Origin of the sequence: Chitinophaga filiformis (genome assembly GCF_900102545.1) — a bacterium.
GTDB classification, from domain to species: Bacteria; Bacteroidota; Bacteroidia; order Chitinophagales; family Chitinophagaceae; genus Chitinophaga; species Chitinophaga filiformis.
Map to the genome: position 1 here is coordinate 110338 of NZ_FNBN01000013.1, position 18168 is coordinate 128505.

At 47.2% G+C, this 18168-nt stretch carries 11 protein-coding genes; 9 read left to right on the forward strand and 2 right to left on the reverse strand.

The annotated features are described in order from the left end of the window. The first annotated feature begins 103 nt into the window (after positions 1-103). The gene (locus tag BLR32_RS32015; RefSeq protein ID WP_089838439.1) at positions 104-589 is read left to right on the forward strand and encodes a GNAT family N-acetyltransferase; all 486 of its coding nucleotides are present in this window, start codon (positions 104-106) and stop codon (positions 587-589) included. 134 nt (positions 590-723) lie between these two features. Beyond that, the gene (locus BLR32_RS32020) at positions 724-1254 is read left to right on the forward strand and encodes a YciE/YciF ferroxidase family protein (RefSeq protein WP_089838442.1); all 531 of its coding nucleotides are present in this window, start codon (positions 724-726) and stop codon (positions 1252-1254) included. Positions 1255-1365: 111 nt separating this feature from the next. Here the strand turns inward: BLR32_RS32020 and BLR32_RS32025 are convergent, their stop codons facing one another. Together BLR32_RS32025 and BLR32_RS32030 are read right to left on the reverse strand one after the other, a co-directional pair. After that, positions 1366-1827, reverse strand: a complete 462-nt coding sequence (locus BLR32_RS32025) for a YbhB/YbcL family Raf kinase inhibitor-like protein (protein ID WP_089838443.1) — start codon at positions 1825-1827, stop codon at positions 1366-1368. 118 nt (positions 1828-1945) lie between these two features. Next, positions 1946-2407 carry an NUDIX hydrolase gene (locus BLR32_RS32030; protein ID WP_089838445.1) on the reverse strand — a complete coding sequence of 154 codons (462 nt, stop codon included), beginning with the start codon at positions 2405-2407 and terminating at the stop codon, positions 1946-1948. A 244-nt stretch (positions 2408-2651) separates the two neighbouring features. On the opposite strand from BLR32_RS32030, the gene BLR32_RS32035 reads away from it, so the two are divergent. From BLR32_RS32035 to BLR32_RS32065, 7 genes are all read left to right on the forward strand, one after another. Then, positions 2652-3944: a right-handed parallel beta-helix repeat-containing protein gene (locus BLR32_RS32035; RefSeq protein ID WP_245705576.1), complete on the forward strand. Its 1293-nt coding sequence runs from the start codon at positions 2652-2654 to the stop codon at positions 3942-3944. Positions 3945-4176: 232 nt separating this feature from the next. Next, positions 4177-5367, forward strand: coding sequence for a Gfo/Idh/MocA family protein (locus BLR32_RS32040; protein WP_089838449.1), 1191 nt, complete (start codon positions 4177-4179; stop codon positions 5365-5367). A 27-nt stretch (positions 5368-5394) separates the two neighbouring features. After that, entirely contained in the window at positions 5395-5991 is a 597-nt protein-coding gene (locus BLR32_RS32045; RefSeq protein ID WP_089838451.1) for a phage tail protein, read from the forward strand. Positions 5992-5999: 8 nt separating this feature from the next. Beyond that, positions 6000-7163 carry an ABC transporter substrate-binding protein gene (locus BLR32_RS32050; RefSeq protein ID WP_089838453.1) on the forward strand — a complete coding sequence of 388 codons (1164 nt, stop codon included), beginning with the start codon at positions 6000-6002 and terminating at the stop codon, positions 7161-7163. Between the two features lie 9 nt (positions 7164-7172). Then, positions 7173-15824 carry an Ig-like domain-containing protein gene (locus BLR32_RS32055; protein WP_089838455.1) on the forward strand — a complete coding sequence of 2884 codons (8652 nt, stop codon included), beginning with the start codon at positions 7173-7175 and terminating at the stop codon, positions 15822-15824. Positions 15825-15844: 20 nt separating this feature from the next. Beyond that, positions 15845-16768: a PorP/SprF family type IX secretion system membrane protein gene (locus BLR32_RS32060; RefSeq protein ID WP_089838457.1), complete on the forward strand. Its 924-nt coding sequence runs from the start codon at positions 15845-15847 to the stop codon at positions 16766-16768. 253 nt (positions 16769-17021) lie between these two features. Next, on the forward strand, positions 17022-18002 hold the full coding sequence (locus tag BLR32_RS32065; protein ID WP_089838459.1) for a fatty acid desaturase: 981 nt from the start codon (positions 17022-17024) through the stop codon (positions 18000-18002). Positions 18003-18168 lie beyond the last annotated feature (166 nt).

Consider the following 18168-nt stretch of genomic DNA (forward strand, 5'->3'; position numbering starts at 1 on the left):
TTAAACATGCTCTTCCGATAGCAATTCAACAGCCATCACTATTTTTTTTAGCAGGTTAATTTCATACAAAATTACTACAGGCAGGAACCGTAGCTTTGCCTGCGTGGAAAAAGTAACTATAAGGCCTATACAGCTCTCAGACAACAAACACATTGCCCTCATCATCAGGGAGGTTTTGACCGAGTTTAAGGCTAATAAACCCGGGACTGCTTATTTTGATACAAGCCTGGATGAACTGCACTCCGTATTCACTGTTCCCAATGCCGCCTATTGGGTGCTCGAACACGATGGTACTATTATCGGCGGAGCCGGCATCTATCCCACCTATGGCCTGCCCGCGCATTACTGCGAACTTGTAAAACTCTACCTTCTTCCCTCAGCAAGAGGTAAAGGACTGGGCAAACAACTGATAGAGCAATGTTTTGATACTGCCAGGCAGAACGGGTTCACACACCTGTACCTGGAAACAATGCCTGAACTTACTTCTGCCATTCACCTGTATGAAAAAATGGGATTCATCTACCTGCAGGGAGCATTAGGCGCCTCCGGCCATTTCGGATGCAGCGTCTGGATGTCGAAGGAATTATGACTGTGTAAGAATGCACCGCCCGCTTATGTACATGTTTCTACAAAAATGCCTGTTGTTTTTATTATAAACACGCCGCCCTGCTCACGGTATAGTATTTGGACTTTAGCAACCAATAACATTTAAAACCTTGAGTTATGCAGATACTATCTTCCACTTCCACCAATTCCAGGCTGGAAGAATTTTTCGTTACGATGTTGCAGGAAATGTACTGGTCAGAAATTCATCTGGTGACTGTACTCTCTACCATGACCGGCGCCGCCAGTAATGACGAGCTGATACAGGCGTTTGACCAGCACCGGCAGCAGACAGAAGAACATGTAAAAATCGTGGAACGCGTATTCGGAGTACTGGGCATTCCCCCGCAGGCAGAACCCAGTGCAGGATTACAGGGATTATTCGATGAAGGCTGGCAGGTAATAGATGAAACTGAAGAAGGCTCTGCCCAGAGAGACGTAGCGCTGATTATTGCCGCACAAAAAGTGGAGCACTACGAAATTGCCTGCTACGGAAGCCTGGTAACACTGGCTGCTACCCTGGGCGAAATAGAAGTAGCAGACATGCTGAGAGCTGTACTGACAGAAGAAAAAGAAACTGATGCAACGCTGACCATTATTGCAGAAAGTAAGATCAATGCACAGGCCAGTGAAGAACCTGTTGCTCATTAAAGTAAAGTGCAGGAACAGACATAAAAGCATTCCTCATGCGATAAAAAAAATGGGCTGTACAGTAGGGTTTCCCCCATCTGTCAGCCCTCTATTATTAAAGCATGCATAAACTTATAATCCGTGTTTCTGATAACGGCCCATCAATACACTTTCTCCCAGGATATGCCCCTGCATTGCCTGTTGCAGAGCAGCTTTATCTGCTCCGTTTTCCAGGTCGAGCTCTGTATCCAGTGCATAAACGTGAAAATAATAACGGTGGAATCCTGATGGCGGACAAGGGCCATAATAACCGGTTTTCCCACTTCCGTTCTTTCCACAGACACCGGGTACACTATCACCTCCGATCAGATTGGTAGGTGGAATATTCCATATCACCCAATGGTCAAAAGTACCGCTAGGCGCGTCCGGATCTTCAGCGATGATAGCGAGTGTTGCTGTACCTGCCGGTATCTGCTCTATCTGCAGTGGCGGATTGACGTCTTCTCCTTCGCAGGTATATTTCGAAGGAATAACGCCTTCATGATCAAACGCAGTGCTTGAAATTTTAAGACTACCTGTTACTTTGTTTTCCATACCCGTTAAGGACCGAAAATCAAGCCAGAACCTGGTAGTCTGATAAAATGTAAAAAACACCCTTCCGCGGGGGTAAACCCGCTACATAAATGAAATGATACCGGGGATGTTGTAGAAACTATTCATCAATGCGTTTTACCAGTTCGTCAATAAAACTTACCTGTCTTTCATTGATCTTTTCGCGGGCAATACTAACGGAAAACCAGGCAGCGCGGTCTATCTCCGGAAAAGTCTTCATCTTACCCGAACGTGGAGGCCATTCCATTTCAAACTGGTTGCTTACAATGTTATCCGCATCCAGGTCGCCGTTTACCGCCCAGCAATGCACTGTTTTATGTCCCTTTTGCCGGATGGTAGACAACTGAATGAAATCGCCCGAAGGCCGGTATCCTGTCTCCTCTTCAAACTCCCGGATAGCCGCCTGCAAGGGCTCTTCCCCTTCCAGGTATTCCCCTTTGGGCACAGACCAGCTGCCCGCATCTTTCTTTGCCCAGAAAGGCCCGCCGGGATGCGCCAGGAACACTTCCAGCTGTTTGCCCTTTCTCCTGTAGAGTAATATGCCTGCACTTTGTTTTGCCATACCTAAAGTTAATATTGCAATTCTGGTTCCGGGAAGCAACCTTCTTCTATTTTTCTATGTTATTCATAGTGAATCAGATAATCAACAGCACGTATAAAAACTCCATTTTTTCAATGGCAGTCGCTTTACAGGACTAAAAATTAAGCTATCTTGGACATTTCATGATTGTAGCATGATCGCAGCAGCCCTTTTATTTTTGATTGTTAGTTATTCCACAGAAATCAGACTAACCCCAGGCAGTAATATGCATTTTTCCGCCGCAACGGATACCGTTGACGCGTCTGCCAGAGAATATACCCTCGTTCCCGACAGACAGGGAAGGCTTAATATTGACAATTCAAGAAACACTTACCGCCCGGGAGATGTCCTGCATCTCAAAGGCAACTTTAAGTCAATCTTCTTTGCCAATATGAGCGGCACTGCTGCCCGACCTATCATTATCCGTAACTACCGTAACACTGTTGTAAAGATCGGTGAACCAGACTGGAACGGAGGTGGTTATTCCTCCGCCTGTGAGTTTTCCAATTGCCATTATATCCGTTTTGGTAGTCAGTCAGACCGGAACATGATCATCATCAACGGCTCTACGCAGCGGGCCAGAGAAGCGTATCGGGACCTGCAGATAGGTAATAAGTCAGATAACATGGAGATCTGTTTTCTGACCATCATGAACGGTGGAAATGGTATCGTAGCAAAGACAGATCCCGTAAAGGGAGATCCCGGTACCGTCTATCCCAATCTTGTGATCCGCAACCTGCAGATACATGACCTGACCATTACAGGCACAAAGAATGAAGCCATGTATATTGGTCATACCGCCACTTATTGGGACCATACAGTAAATCAGCCTTATTATGGCTCCGCTTCAAAGTTCACTCCCGGCCACGATTATATACAACCTGCCAAATGGCAGAACGTGAAGATCTACAATAACCTTATTAACAATATTGGTTTGGATGGTATACAGACGGCGGCTATCGACGGACTGGAGATCTTCAACAATGAAGTGACTCAATGGGGAACACAACGTAATGCTGCACATAACGGAGGCATTCTCATTGGCGGTCGTACTACCAATACAAGCACACATGATAATTATGTACATGACGGCTGGGGAGAATTCTGTCAGTTCTATGGCTCCGGAGAAAACAGGTCAACCCACGCCATCAGCAATAACCTCTTTACTGACAACCAGGGAGATGGTATCAGTATGAGGGGGACCGACAATGCTATTGTACGCATTACGAATAATACAGTGGCCTGCACTAAAGGTAACAGCCTGCGTATTAACGGTTACACAGGTATGAAAGGGAAACAGATCGTTAATGCCAATGCATTAATAGCCCCCAATGGCGGCAATGGTGTCAACATCAGGAATTATATCTATGTAGAGGAAGGCGGTAACGCCGTAGAAGGCACTGGAAATGAAGAAAATAAGAAGTTTCAGACCCCCCGGGAAGCCGGTGTGAATACGGCAGAATACTATCGTCCCCAACAAGGCTCATCCATAGGAAATGCCGGTTACAGAAGAAAATAGAGGGCAACTCCACTTCATATAATGTTAAATATCCATTAAAAAATTATTTGTTTGTTAAAAAAAAAGAGATATATCTTTGTCCAGCATTTTTTGTATTCGAGTTTTAACCCTGATCTTTTGAAAACCTGCGACGACCATAACGTAATATTTCTGTCTTTTAGAGGGGACTAACTTTACATCTGTTTTTTGGAGCCTACTTATTGTTCGATACCAAACTTAGGAATCATTCCTTATGCATATACAGAGCAGAAGGCATTTCTTAAAGAATGCCGCTATTTTATCCCCTGTACTCACCTTTTTCCCGTCCTATCTGACGGCAGGAAAGGGGTCGAAGTTTCGTATCGCCTTCATTGGTACTGGCATGTGGGGACAGCAGTACCTGAAGCAAGCACTCCAACACAAGGATCTGGATGTAAGAGCAATTTCTGAGACCAATTCGGCAGCCATCAGCCAAAGCCTGGACTTATTCAATCAGGCAGGTCGCCAACATCCGGACATTTATCGGGACAATTACGAGACCTTACTCTCCCGCCAGGACATTGATGCCGTTATTATTGCGGCCCCTTGGCATCAGCACTACAGTATTGCAAAAGCGGCGATGCTCGCCGGTAAACATGTGGCCTGTGGCTCCGTAATGGGGACTACGCTTGAAGAGCACCAGGACATTGTTCGTATCAGTGAGCAAACACGTTGCCAGTACTTTACGTTGGACGAGCACAGTTACCGTTCTGACCTGATGGCCATTACTAATATGGCACAGGAAGGCGTATTTGGAGAACTGCAGTCTGTACATGCCGGCGCCAGTCCGCATGTACTACCGGTAGAACAAGACAAGGAGGCCCTGTCCTACCCTGTTTATTCTGCGGCAGCAGTTGCCAGGCTACTGAACCTGAAAGAGAATACCTATGTATCTCTGCAGGTAGTACAGCTAAAGCAACAATACGCGATCAGCAAACCATGTCCTAAAAAGGGGCATACACGTTTGTTCTTTACTTCGGGAGATGTTAGTTCCATTTGCCTCACTACCCAACAGGGACAAAAGGTATGGCTGCAAATGGATGCCGGAAAAACACAACCTGTTTCCACCGGGTTCCATGTGAACGGTAGTAACGGCTCCTGGGTAGATCTTTTTAATCGCATTTATCTGGAAGAAAATAACCCTGTTAACCAGGTTTGGGAACCAGGCAAACCGTACATAAATCAATATGCACAGCAGGCAGACCTTCCACGTTACAGGCAAGTAGAAAAAGGCGATGGCTATGCGATGGCACTGCAGGAATTTGTGGGTGTGATGCAACAGCGTAATGAGCTGTCAGTATATGCGGCTGCTACCAACAGCATTATAACGCCAATGGCTGTACTCTCTGCACAACGTAATGGAGCAACTGTGCAATTCCCTCAGTTTAGAAACCCGATTATATAATTTAAACACTACATTAAAATTGGATCTATGGACACACCGCTATTAGCCGCGATTATTCTATTTGCCGGTAATTTCGCACCAAGAAGTTGGGCGTTTTGCTGGGGTCAGATTCTGAGCATTGCTCAGAACACTGCATTGTTCTCTCTGTTAGGCACCACATACGGTGGTAACGGACAGACAACTTTCGCACTGCCTGACCTGAGAGGGCGTTTTCCATTAGGTACCGGACAGGGTCCCGGATTACCTAACATTAACCTGGGTGAAATAGCTGGTACACCGACTACTACCCTGCTGATCACCAACATGCCTGCGCATAATCACACAGGTACTATTGCATCTGCTTCCGTAGCCCAGGCTGCAACTGCTGCTGCTGCTACAACCAACACACCTAGCGCTACCGTAGTGCCAGCTGTGCTGCCAACTTTCGGTGCCGGTCCAACTGCACAGCAGGTTAAGGGTTATGCTGTTCCTGACAACACTACCTTCCTGGCGCCTACTACCAATGTAACAGGTACTGTGAATATTGGTATCGCAGGTGGCAGCCAGCCATTCAGCATCATGAACCCTTACCTGGGTATGAATTATATCATTGGCCTTGAAGGTATTTTCCCAAGCCGTAACTAATAACTTATATGCAATCAGCGCTTTCTATTGGGTTCCTTACTCCTTATTCCGGTGTATATCCTGCCTATTCTGCCCATCTGGTAACAGGTTGGCTGCTGGGTATGGGATTAGATCCCGTGCGGCAGAGAACAGTGCAGTTTACATCAGAGTATACCCATATGGGAGGCGCTGGTGCTTCTGTTGACGCTGCCCGCAAACTGCTTTTCTTCAATAATGTCGATATATTGTCTGGTCTGATCAGCTATAAAATAGCACCGGATATTATCCCTTTAGTGGAGAATACGAAAAGACCGGCATTCTTCTTTGATATGGGTGAATATATTCCCCACTTCCCTTACCTCAGCCCCGATGTATTCTATGCCTCACACCAGTTGTGGCAATCAGAGTATGCATTGGGAAAGTGGGCTCACAGCCATTTTGGGGATGGAGGTCATATGATCATGCCAGTGTATGAAGCCGGCTATCACCTGCATAGTGCATTTAAAGAAGGGGTTACCGCTGCAGGCAGCACACAGATAAGTTTTACGGTATTACCGCATGATGAGAATGATCCTAAAAGAATGGAGCTGGACGGACTCTTTACAACACTCGCCAAAGATCCCCCACCATATGTCCATGCCATCTTCGCAGGTAGCATGGGTACACGTTTCCTTGAAAAATGGATACAAAGTGGCTTTCATAAAAAAATCCCGCTGCTGATCAACGAAACGATGGCATATGATGATGTATTGGAAGATATTAAACATATAGACCTGGAAATTTATACATCCATGATGTGGATGCGTGAAGACCAGAATAAAGCGAATCAGCAATTTGTAAAGAAGTTCGAAAGCATCGCCCAGCAACCAGCTAACATCTATGCATTAATGGGATATGAGGCTGGCTTAATGTGGCGGGAATTGTTACCCCACGCTAAGAAAAAAGACTGGGATGCCGTAAAACAGCAGCTCCGTAACGGCGTGATAGATGGTCCCAGAGGCCAGAAAAACTTTTACCCAGCTTCAGGATTTGCCCTGCCAACAGCCAACATTCTCAGGATCAGTACAACTGGTAATAAAATAAACAAATTAATTCTTGATCAGGGAGCAGGAATGCGCTATGATGCGAAGGAATTTGAAATGATTCATAACGAATCAATGACCGGTTGGCAAAACCCTTTTCTCTGCATTTAACAGTTTTATATGAATGACACATTTACCCGAGGTATCAGCAGGATCCTGTTGATACTTTTCTTCATGCTAGCTGGCTTCACAAGCTTTGCACAGTATACGAAGACGTCTCTGGAAACAGGACGTAGTAAGTATTCTGCCATGGCCAAAGACCAGAGTGGCAACCTGTTCGTCGTTCGCGCCAATGCGGCTGGGACCGCCTATGAATTGGTGAAATACACGAACGGTACAGGTACCGCCCAGATCCTCTACAGCAATCTGCAGCAGGATAATGGGGTTCCTCCCATCGGACTTGCCATTAACACAATAGGCGATGTCTTTGTAACCAGTATGAATTCAACTGATGGCTGGGAGATTCTTAAACTGCCCGCTCCGGCTAACAACAGTCCCACTGTTGTCCATTCCGGTAGCTACTACTCCGTTTTGGCAATAGATCAAAGCAACAACCTGCTATCGCTGGAATGGGACGGTGGTAGTAATTATCAGGTAGTTAGATATCCTTTCGGCGCGGAACAGGTCGCAGGTACAGTCGTTTGGAGCGGACTCCCTCTACCTTCAGGACTATCAAGTACCTATCCCGCAGGTCTCGTGACCGACTCTCACGGAAACATTTTCCTGACAGACTTTCTTGAAAATTCCGGAGGCCGTCTTATTAAGTTGACCTCTCCGGGATTTGGAGCTACTGTCCTGGCCACAAACAGGGGATTTACAGCGCTGGCTGTAGATGGCGCAGACAACCTGTATATAAATGAAGCTACAGCAACTGCCAATGTTGCACAGATCGTAAAATACACCGATCCTACTCAGACTGGACAAGTACTCTATAACCAACTTAGCTATGACGTCAATGCCCATCCATATGGATTGGTTGTCATGCCTAATGGAAACATTTTTGCAAATAGTAATGGCTCTGCACCGGAAGTTGTTAAACTAGCACCTCCCAACATCAACGTTTCAAGCGTTGTACGTGCTGGGGGTAATCCTACCAACGCTGCATCCGTCACTTACACCGTCACCTTCAGCGGCTCTGCTGCCGGTGTAACTACCAGCGCATTTACGCTCGTTCCAACCGGTGTCTCCGGTGCATCTATCACAAGTGTAACAGGAAGCGGTACTACTTATACCGTAACTGTCAACACTGGCTCAGGCTCTGGTACTCTTGGACTGAACGTTAACGGCACAGGTATCTCTCCTGTAGTGGCCAACGCTCCTTACACCGGCCAGGTGTACACCGTCGACAAAGTTGCACCTACCGGTTCAATCGTCATCAACAGTGGTGCTACATACACCAACAATGTGAATGTAACATTGACCCTTACCGGCAATGATGCAAACCCTCCATTACAGATGGCCTTCTCTCTGGATGGTGGCACATATAGTGCGGATGAAGCATTTGCAACGACCAAAGCTATTGCACTGCCGGCAACAGACGGCACGCGAACAGTGGCTATGCGACTGAAAGATGCGGCAGGTAACACGGTTATTTACAGCGATGACATTATCCTGGACCGTGTAGCACCTAATACCACAATCTCTGCTGGTCCTTTGGATCCGACCACGTCAACAACTGCCAACTTTATTTTCAACGCAAGTGAAGCGAATTGTACATTCCAGGGAAGCCTTGATGGCGGAGCATTTACACCGGTTACCTCTCCAATTACGCTTACCGGACTGGCAGATGGACCACATACCTTCCAGGTAAGGGCAATCGATCCGGCCGGAAATATAGATCCTACCCCTGCTTCCTATACGTGGACTATAGATGCCACCGGCCCGCAGATCACAAGCGTAGGTGTTCCTACAAACGGATACTACAAAGCAGGTACCACGCTCGACTTCAAAGTGAATTACAATGAACCGGCAATTGTAGACCAGACTGCAGGTACTCCGTATATCAATCTCATCATCGGCCTCGATGCGGTACAGGTACCGTACATTGGCGGTACCGGTACAAACCAGTTAACGTTCCGCTATACCGTACAGCAGGGTGAAATGGATATGGACGGTATCACCGTGCAACCACTGGTACAGAACAACAGCGGCTTTATCAAAGATGCACTGGGTAACGATGCATCTACTTCATTGCAGAATGTAGGTAATACCACCCTGGTGCGGATAAATACATCCATACCGTCAGTAACATTGTCTACCGCTACGGTTATGCCGACCAATGCACCGTTTACTGTTACAGCTACCTTCAGCGAAGCTGTAAGCGGTCTCACGGTAAGTGATTTCAACGTGTTGAATACGACAGTCAGCAACCTGCAGACTTCAGATAACATCACGTACACCGTATTAATGACGCCTGCTTCTGCCGGTACCCGACCTATCAGTTTGCCTTCCGGCGCAGCTCTTAATATTGGTGGAAATCCCAACACACCTTCCAATACGCTCACGTATACTTACGATCCTACCGCTCCAACGGTTACATCCGTAGCTGTTCCTGCAAATGGGTATCACACAGAGGGTGATCCACTCACCTTCACTGTTAAATTCAGTGAAGACATCTTCCTGAATACTACGGGAGGTACACCTGCTCTTAATATTACGATCGGTGGAACTCCAGTATCCGTACCTTATGTCGGTACTTCAGGCGTTGACGGGCTGACATTTGGCTATATCGTAGCGAATGGCGATATGGACATGGATGGTATCACCATAAATGCCCTGACGTTAAATGGTGCAACTATCAGGGATGCCGCTTCCAACAACGCAAACCTGACACTGAACAACGTAGGGCCAACTACAGGTGTGTTTGTAAATACTGCACATCCTTCCGTGGCTATCACTTCTACTGCACCAGCTATTGTGAATGCGCCGTATACGGCCACTATCACTTTCAGCGAGGCAGTATCCGACTTCGATATTAGTGGCATTACAACTGGCAATGCAAGCCTCAGCAGCCTGAATACTTCAGACAATATCACTTATACCGTGCTGGTTACACCAACTACCGATGGTACAGTGACACTGAATATTGCAGCGAATATGGCTCACAATATCGCAGGAAATGGCAACAATGCTTCCAACACATTGTCCCGTATCTATGATATAGCCCCTCCTTCGGTAACGGCTGTAGATGTACCGCCAAACGGTTATTATAAAGCAGGATCTATAATGGACTTCACTGTTCATTTCAGTGAGAACATCACGCTGAATACAAGCGGTGGTACCCCTCAGCTGAGCCTGACCTTCGGTTCATCAACTGTAAATGCCACCTATAATGGTACTTCCGGTACAGATGCACTGAACTTCCAGTACACTGTAGTGAATGGCGATATGGATATGGACGGCATTCAGGTAAGCGCGCTCGTATTAAATGGCAGCACCATTAAGGATATTGCCAATAACAATGCAGTGCTGACCTTGAATAATGTGGCTAATACCACTGGCATATTTGTCAATACACAGCATCCGTCAGTAGCATTGACCACAACAGCACCTGCACTGGTAAATGCGCCATTCACGGTAACTGTTACCTTCAGCGAAAATGTAACAGGACTTGATCCTGCTGATTTCAGTGTAACCAATGCAACAGTTGGCTCCCTGGCTAGCATAAATAGTGCTACTTATACTGTACTGGTCACTCCTACTGCCGACGGTCCTGTAAGTATCAGCTTGCCAGCAGGTGCTGCAGTAAATATTGGCGACAATGACAATACTGCTTCCAACACCTTAAATCATACTTATGATGGTACGGTTCCGGTGGTTACATCTGTAGCAGTTCCTGCAAACGGATACTACAAAGCAGGTACTACGCTCGACTTCATCGTTCGTTTCAGCGAGAACATCGTACTGAATACAAGCGGTGGTAATCCGACACTGGCCCTCACCGTCGGTGCAGCAACTGTCAATGCAATATTCACCGGCACCAATGGTACAGATGGACTGAACTTCACTTACACTGTACAGAGCGGTGATATGGACATGGACGGTATCGTTATAAACAGCCTGGTACTGAACGGTGCTACGCTTAAAGATGATGCTACCAACAACGCCGACCTGACACTGAATAACGTTGGTAATACTGCCACGGTACGGGTAAATACATCCATCCCGACAGTAACATTGTCTACCACAGCGGCTGATCCGACCAATGCACCGTTTACTGTTACAGCTACCTTCAGCGAAGCAGTGACCGGACTGGATCTAAGTGATTTCACTGTGTCAAATGCTACACTCAGCAGCCTGAACACAACAGATAATATCACTTATACCCTGCTGTTCTTCCCTTCCTCCGATGGTCCTACAAGCATCAGCTTACCAGCAGATGCAGCAGTGAATATCGGCGATAATGGCAATACGGCGTCCAATGTACTTAGCCGCGTTTATGATGCTACCGCTCCAACGGTTACATCCGTAGCAGTACCAGCTAATAAGTATTACAGAGCGGGTGAAACACTCAACTTCACTGTTAACTTCAGTGAGAACATCTTCCTGAATACTACAGGTGGTACGCCTTCCCTGCGTGTTACCATTGGTACTATTCCGGTGCAGGCCGCCTATACCGGTACTGTTGGTAATAACGCCCTGACATTCGCCTATACCGTGGTGAACGGCGATATGGATATGGATGGTATCACTGTAAATGCGCTGAACTTAAATGGTGCAACGCTCAGGGATGCTGCTACCAACAACGCCAACCTGACGCTGAACAACATAGCGCCTACAACAGGTGTGTTCGTAAATACAACACATCCTTCCGTAGCCATCACTTCTGCTGCACCAGCTATCGTGAACGTGCCATTTACGGCTACTATCACTTTCAGTGAAGCAGTATCCAACTTTGTGATTGGCGATATCACTGCGACTAACGCAGCCCTCAGCAACCTGACCACTACAGACAATATCACTTACACCGTACTGGTTACACCACCTGCCGACGGTACAGTGACACTGAACATAGCGGCAGACGTAGCGGAGAACATCGGAGCGAATGGCAACACCGCTTCAAATACCCTGTCCCGTCTCTATGATGCTGCTCCTCCTGCAGTAACAGCAGTAGATGTACCGGCCAACGGTTATTATAATGCAGGCACCCACCTGGACTTCATCGTTCATTTCAGTGAGAACATCACGCTGAATACAACCGGTGGTAATCCTGCGCTGAGCCTCACCATTGGTTCATCAACTGTAAATGCTACCTATACCGGCACTTCCGGCACAGATGCGCTGAACTTCAGCTATACTGTGGTGAACGGAGATATGGATATGGACGGCATCACAGTAGGTAACCTCCTGTTAAATGGCAGTACCATTGTGGATGCAGCCAATAACGCTGCAGTTCTCACATTGAATAATGTGGGTAATACAACAAACGTATTTGTCAATACACAGCATCCGACAGTAACACTGTCTACAACAGCTCCTGCATTTGTGAATGCGCCATACACAGTGACTGCCACCTTCAGTGAAGCAGTAACCGGCCTTGTAGCAGGCGATTTCAGGGCGACAAACGCAACTTTCAGCAACCTGCAGACTGCTGACAATATCACTTACACCGTACTGGTTACGCCGACCGCCGACGGACCTGTAAGCGTCTACTTACTTGCAGATGCTGCATTCAACATCGGCGCTAACGGCAATACCGCATCCAACACGGTAAACAATACTTATGATGGTACCGTTCCAACGGTTACAGCGGTTGCTGTTCCGGCAAACGGATACTACAAAGCAGGTACAACGCTCGACTTCATCGTTCGTTTCAGCGAGAACATTACGCTGAATACAAGCGGTGGTAATCCAGCCCTGAGCCTCACTATCGGCACTGCAACTGTCAACGCAGCTTATACCGGTCTTAACGGTACAGATGGACTGAACTTCAGTTACACTGTACAGAACGGCGATATGGACATGGATGGTATCGTTGTAAACAGCCTGGCATTGAACGGTGCTACTATTAAAGACGTTGCTACCAACGATGCAGTGTTAACGCTCAATAATGTTGGTAATACCTCCAACGTATTTGTGAACACCGCTCACCCATCAGTAACGATAAGCACTCCATCCGCTTCAAGCGTAAATACACCGTTCACGGTTGACATCGCCTTCAGCGAAAACGTGACCGGCTTTACCAGCGCTGATATTGCTGTTACCAATGGAAACGCCAGCCCTGTAACGGTAATCGACAATGCACATTACAGCATCATAGTTGTACCGACTGCAGAAGGAGTAGTAAGTGTAAACATCCCGGCGGATGTAGCTGCAAACATTGGTGGTAATGGCAACACTGCTTCCAATACATTAAGCATCACTTACGATATCACCAAACCAACTGTTACTTCCGTAACAGTACCTGCGGATAAATATTACAACGCAGGTCAGGTACTGAACTTCACCGTTAACTTCGATGAAGACGTCAACCTGAACATGCCACCAGCTGCTGATCCTTACCTCACGCTGACTATCGGTGCCGCGACTATGAATGCCACTTACGCCGGCGCTTCCTCAGCAAGAGAACTGAACTTCAGCTATACTGTAGTGAACGGAGATCAGGATATGGACGGTATCACTGTTGGTACGCTTGTTCTAAACGGCAGCTCAATAAAAGATGCTGCTGATAACGATGCAGATCTGACATTGAATAACATCGGTAACACCACTCAGGTAAGAGTAAACACTACCAACCCGAGCGTGACACTTTCTTCTACTGCCAACACACTGATCAACGCGCCGTTCACTGTAACAGCGACCTTCAGTGAAGCAGTGACGATCCTGACCGAAAGTGATTTCTCTGTCACCAATGCTACACTTTCCGGTCTGACATCTTCAGACAATATCACCTACACCGTAACCGTGACACCAACTGCGGATGGTGCTGTAAGCATACAGGTGCCAGCTAATGCAGTAGTGAACATTGGAGGCAATAGTAACACGCCTTCCAATACGCTTAACTTCACTTACGACGGCACTAAGCCAAGCGTAACTGCTGTAGTCGTACCTGTCAATGGTTACTATAAAGCAGGTGATGTACTGAACTTCACTGTTAACTTCAGTGAAAACATCAACCTCAACACCGCAGGAGGTGCTCCTTATCTTAATGTTGTCCTTGGCTCGGGTACTGTGAGAGCTGCTTACACTGTCGCAACCGCGAACAGCCTGTCATTCAGCTACACAGTACAACCAGGGGATATGGATCTGGACGGTATCACACTGGGTACGCTCAACTTAAATGGCAGCACCATTAAAGATGACGCTACAAACGATGCGGACCTTGCACTGAATAATGTGGGCAATACTTCTCAGGTGTTCGTTCATACAGGATCACCATCTGTACAATTGTCTACTACTGCTGCTACCCGCGTGAACGCGCCATTTACAGTGACCGCTGTCTTCAATGAAGCAGTAACCGGTCTGGCAGTTGCTGACTTCACCGTAACCAACGGTACTGCCAGCAACCTGCAAACAACAGACAACATCACTTACACCCTCACAGTAACACCAGCTGCCGACGGCGCTGTTACTATCCAGCTGCCAGCTGCTCAGGCACAGAACGTAGTGTTTAACGGCAACACAGCTTCCAACACGCTGAGTGTTACTTATGACGCTACCGCTCCGGCAATCACCACAGGCCTGGCCTTCGAGGTGCTGGAAAGAAGCGCAGTAGGTACACTGGTTGGTCAGGTAACCGCAACCGACGCATCAGGCATCATCCAGAACTGGACTATCGCATCCGATGCTTCCATCGGCGCCTTCTCAATAGACGCTAACGGCAACATCAGGGTGGCAGATCAGGCCAAACTGAACGCCGCCGTGAACACTACTGTCAACCTGACTATCACTGTCACTGACGGATTGAACACCAGCGTTGCAGTACCGGTAACTGTACAGGTGAAACTGGTGAACCAGTCGCCAACCCTCGACGCGATAGACAACGTAACAATCTGTCCGGACGGTCAGGAACACACCATCCAGCTGTCAGGTGCTTCTGCAGTAGAACCAGGTCAGACCTATGGCTTTACCATCATCACTGATAAAGCAGCCAACTTCGATAAGCTGAGCGTAACAGCAGCAGGTCTCATCACTTACCAGCTGAAGACCAGCGCAAGCGGTACATCCACAGTCACTGTTACCATCAAGGATAACGGTGGTATTGCAAACGGTGGTACCGATACACTGCGCCGCTCCTTCAATATTGAAGTAGCTACCCTGGGTGCAATCACTATCAGCAGCGATAAAGGCAACAATATCTCCAAAGGTGATATTGTACACCTCACCGCAACAGGTGGTACTCACTACCAGTGGGATAATGCCGATGGCATCCTCAGTGGTCAGCAGAGCGCAACGCTGGAAGTAAGGCCAATGCAGAACACTACTTATCATGTTACCGCAAGCAACGACATGGGCTGTATCAATACTGCCGACTTCACAGTCTCAGTAGTGGCAGACTTCAAGGTAGATGCGGTAAATCTCCTGACACCAAATGGTGATGGTAAGAATGATAAATGGGTGATCCGTAACCTGGATAGCTATCCTAACAATGAAGTGAAGATCTTCGACCGCACAGGCCGTCTTGTATATACCCGCAGGAATTACAGCAATGACTGGGATGGTACTATGAATGGCAGCCCGCTGGCTGAAGGCACTTACTACTACATCTTAACGATCGAAGGTGGTGCTAAAACAGCGAAAGGTTATATCACAATCATCAGGGACAGAAATTAATCCGGTAACAACTATTTATTATGAGCTACAAACAAAATATACGTTCGTTCATTGTCAGCAGCCTTTTATTGGCTGCTGGCATTAACAACCAGGTCAGTGCCCAGTCGCTCAGTAATGCGAAGGCTTTACTGGAGCCATCCGGCACCCAGTACTTTCAGAACCAGTACCTGGCTAACCCCGCTATGGCCGGGTTCGAAAAAGGGCTGCACCTGAATGCCGCCTACCGCAATCAATGGAATGGCATCGAGGGAGCTCCCATCACAAAGTTCTTCTCTGCCGACTATGCCGTAGGAAACAGAGTAGGCGCAGGCATGCACATCTTCAATGATGTGGCAGGTCTGATCAACAGAACACGTGTTGCTCTCACCTACGCCTATCACCTGCCGCTGACCAATCCAGACCAGCAACTGCACTTCGGTCTGTCGCTGGCATGGAACGTACAACGCATCGATTATAAAAACCTCGACGGCGATCCGAATGATCCTTCCGTAGGTGCATTCAACCGCCGGGATAATTACTTCGAAGCAGAGTACGGCATGGCATATACTGATACCAAGCTGACCATACAGGCATCCCTGCCAAACGTAAGAAGCCTCTTTACGGGCGACGATAAAGAAGCAGACGGCGGTGGTATATTCTTCACGGCAGCGTCTTACAGGTTCGCCATCAATGAAGCGATCACTTCCATAGAACCGAAGATCTGTTACCGTGGCGTACGTGGTTTTGACAATATCCTCGATGCAGGCGTTAACGTCTCTATCCTGAATGATGTTGCCAACGTAATGGCCATGTATCATACCACCAAAAGCGTAACAGCAGGTGTTGGTGTGAATATCCTGAAAACGGTAGGCATACAGGCAATGTATACCACGCAGACAGGAGGTATCAAGACTTATGTTGACGGCACCTATGAAATAGGCGCGACCGTCCACCTGTTCAGATAGTAAGATTGAATAAAAAGAGAGAGCCTGCCGGGGTATACCTGAGCAGGCTTTTTTTTATGACCAGCATCATCCGGTCAGATTTATAAAAAAATCTTAATTTTAGCCAGCGAATTAGGAAAATCTATACCTTTTCTGAAATATTTTTACCAATTTGTACAGATTATCAGGTAATTAGTATGCGAACACTGTCAGGGGGATATTCCCGGGGAATATGCTATGAAGCCTTTTAAAACAAAGATTTACACTGTAAGATATGAGTAACAAACCGACTGACTTTACGTGGAGTAATGAGCCGAACCCACATCATGTTCGAGTAAGACAGATTCTGAAACAACATCCTGAGGTAAAGGAACTTATAGGGAAAAACCCCTATACGATTTATATGATCATCGGCCTGGTAGCTGCGCAGGTTGGTCTTTCTTATTGGTTACGCGACGCCTCCTGGTGGTTGATCTTCCTAATAGCCTATGGCGTAGGCGCCTTTATCAGTCATGCCTTGTGGGTAATGATTCATGAAACCGCCCATGGACTCATATTTAAAGGGAAGGCGCCCAACCTGTTTGCAGGTATGATTGCCAACTGGCCTCATATATTTCCCAGCTCTGTTTCCTTCCAGCGCTATCACCTGAAGCACCATGCCCATCAGGGAGAGCATGAACTGGACGCTGATCTGCCGGATTTCTGGGAAGCAGCCCTGGTAAGCAACAATCCGATTAAAAAGATGTTGTGGTTCCTTTTCTTCCCTGTTTTCCAGATCTGCCGTACTGCCAGGTTAAATATTTCCCTGCTGGATCGCTGGATCGTGGTGAACTGGATCGTACAGATCGCTTTTGACGTGGCTATCGTAGCCTTCCTGGGACCTAAAGCCCTGCTATATATGCTGATCAGCTTCTTTTTCTCAGTAGGTCTGCACCCATTGGGCGCCCGCTGGATCCAGGAGCACTACCTGACACTGGACCCGATCCAGGAAACCTACAGCTATTATGGCCCGCTGAACACAGTAGCCTTTAACGTAGGATATCACAATGAACACCATGATTTCCCTTCCATTCCATGGAATAAATTACCACAGATCAAAAGTAAAGCACCTGCTTTCTATGATACTTTGCTCTCGCATGCATCGTGGACGAAGCTGTTCTTTAAGTTTATTTTCGATCCAAAATTGTCACTTTATTCCCGTGTATTGAGGAAGGAAAAGGTGAAAATAGCGAAGGAAGAGGCAGCCGCAGCTTAAAAATGATTTTTTTATATAGGAAAAGGACGGTCCTGAGGGCCGTCCTTTTTTATTCCTGGGTTGTAACCCGTCACCGGATGGTGTTCCAGTTGTTTGTAGCGCAGGGTGCAACCCCGGGAACATAACGTCATTAACAAAACATAATAGGACTCCGGATGGAGTCCCA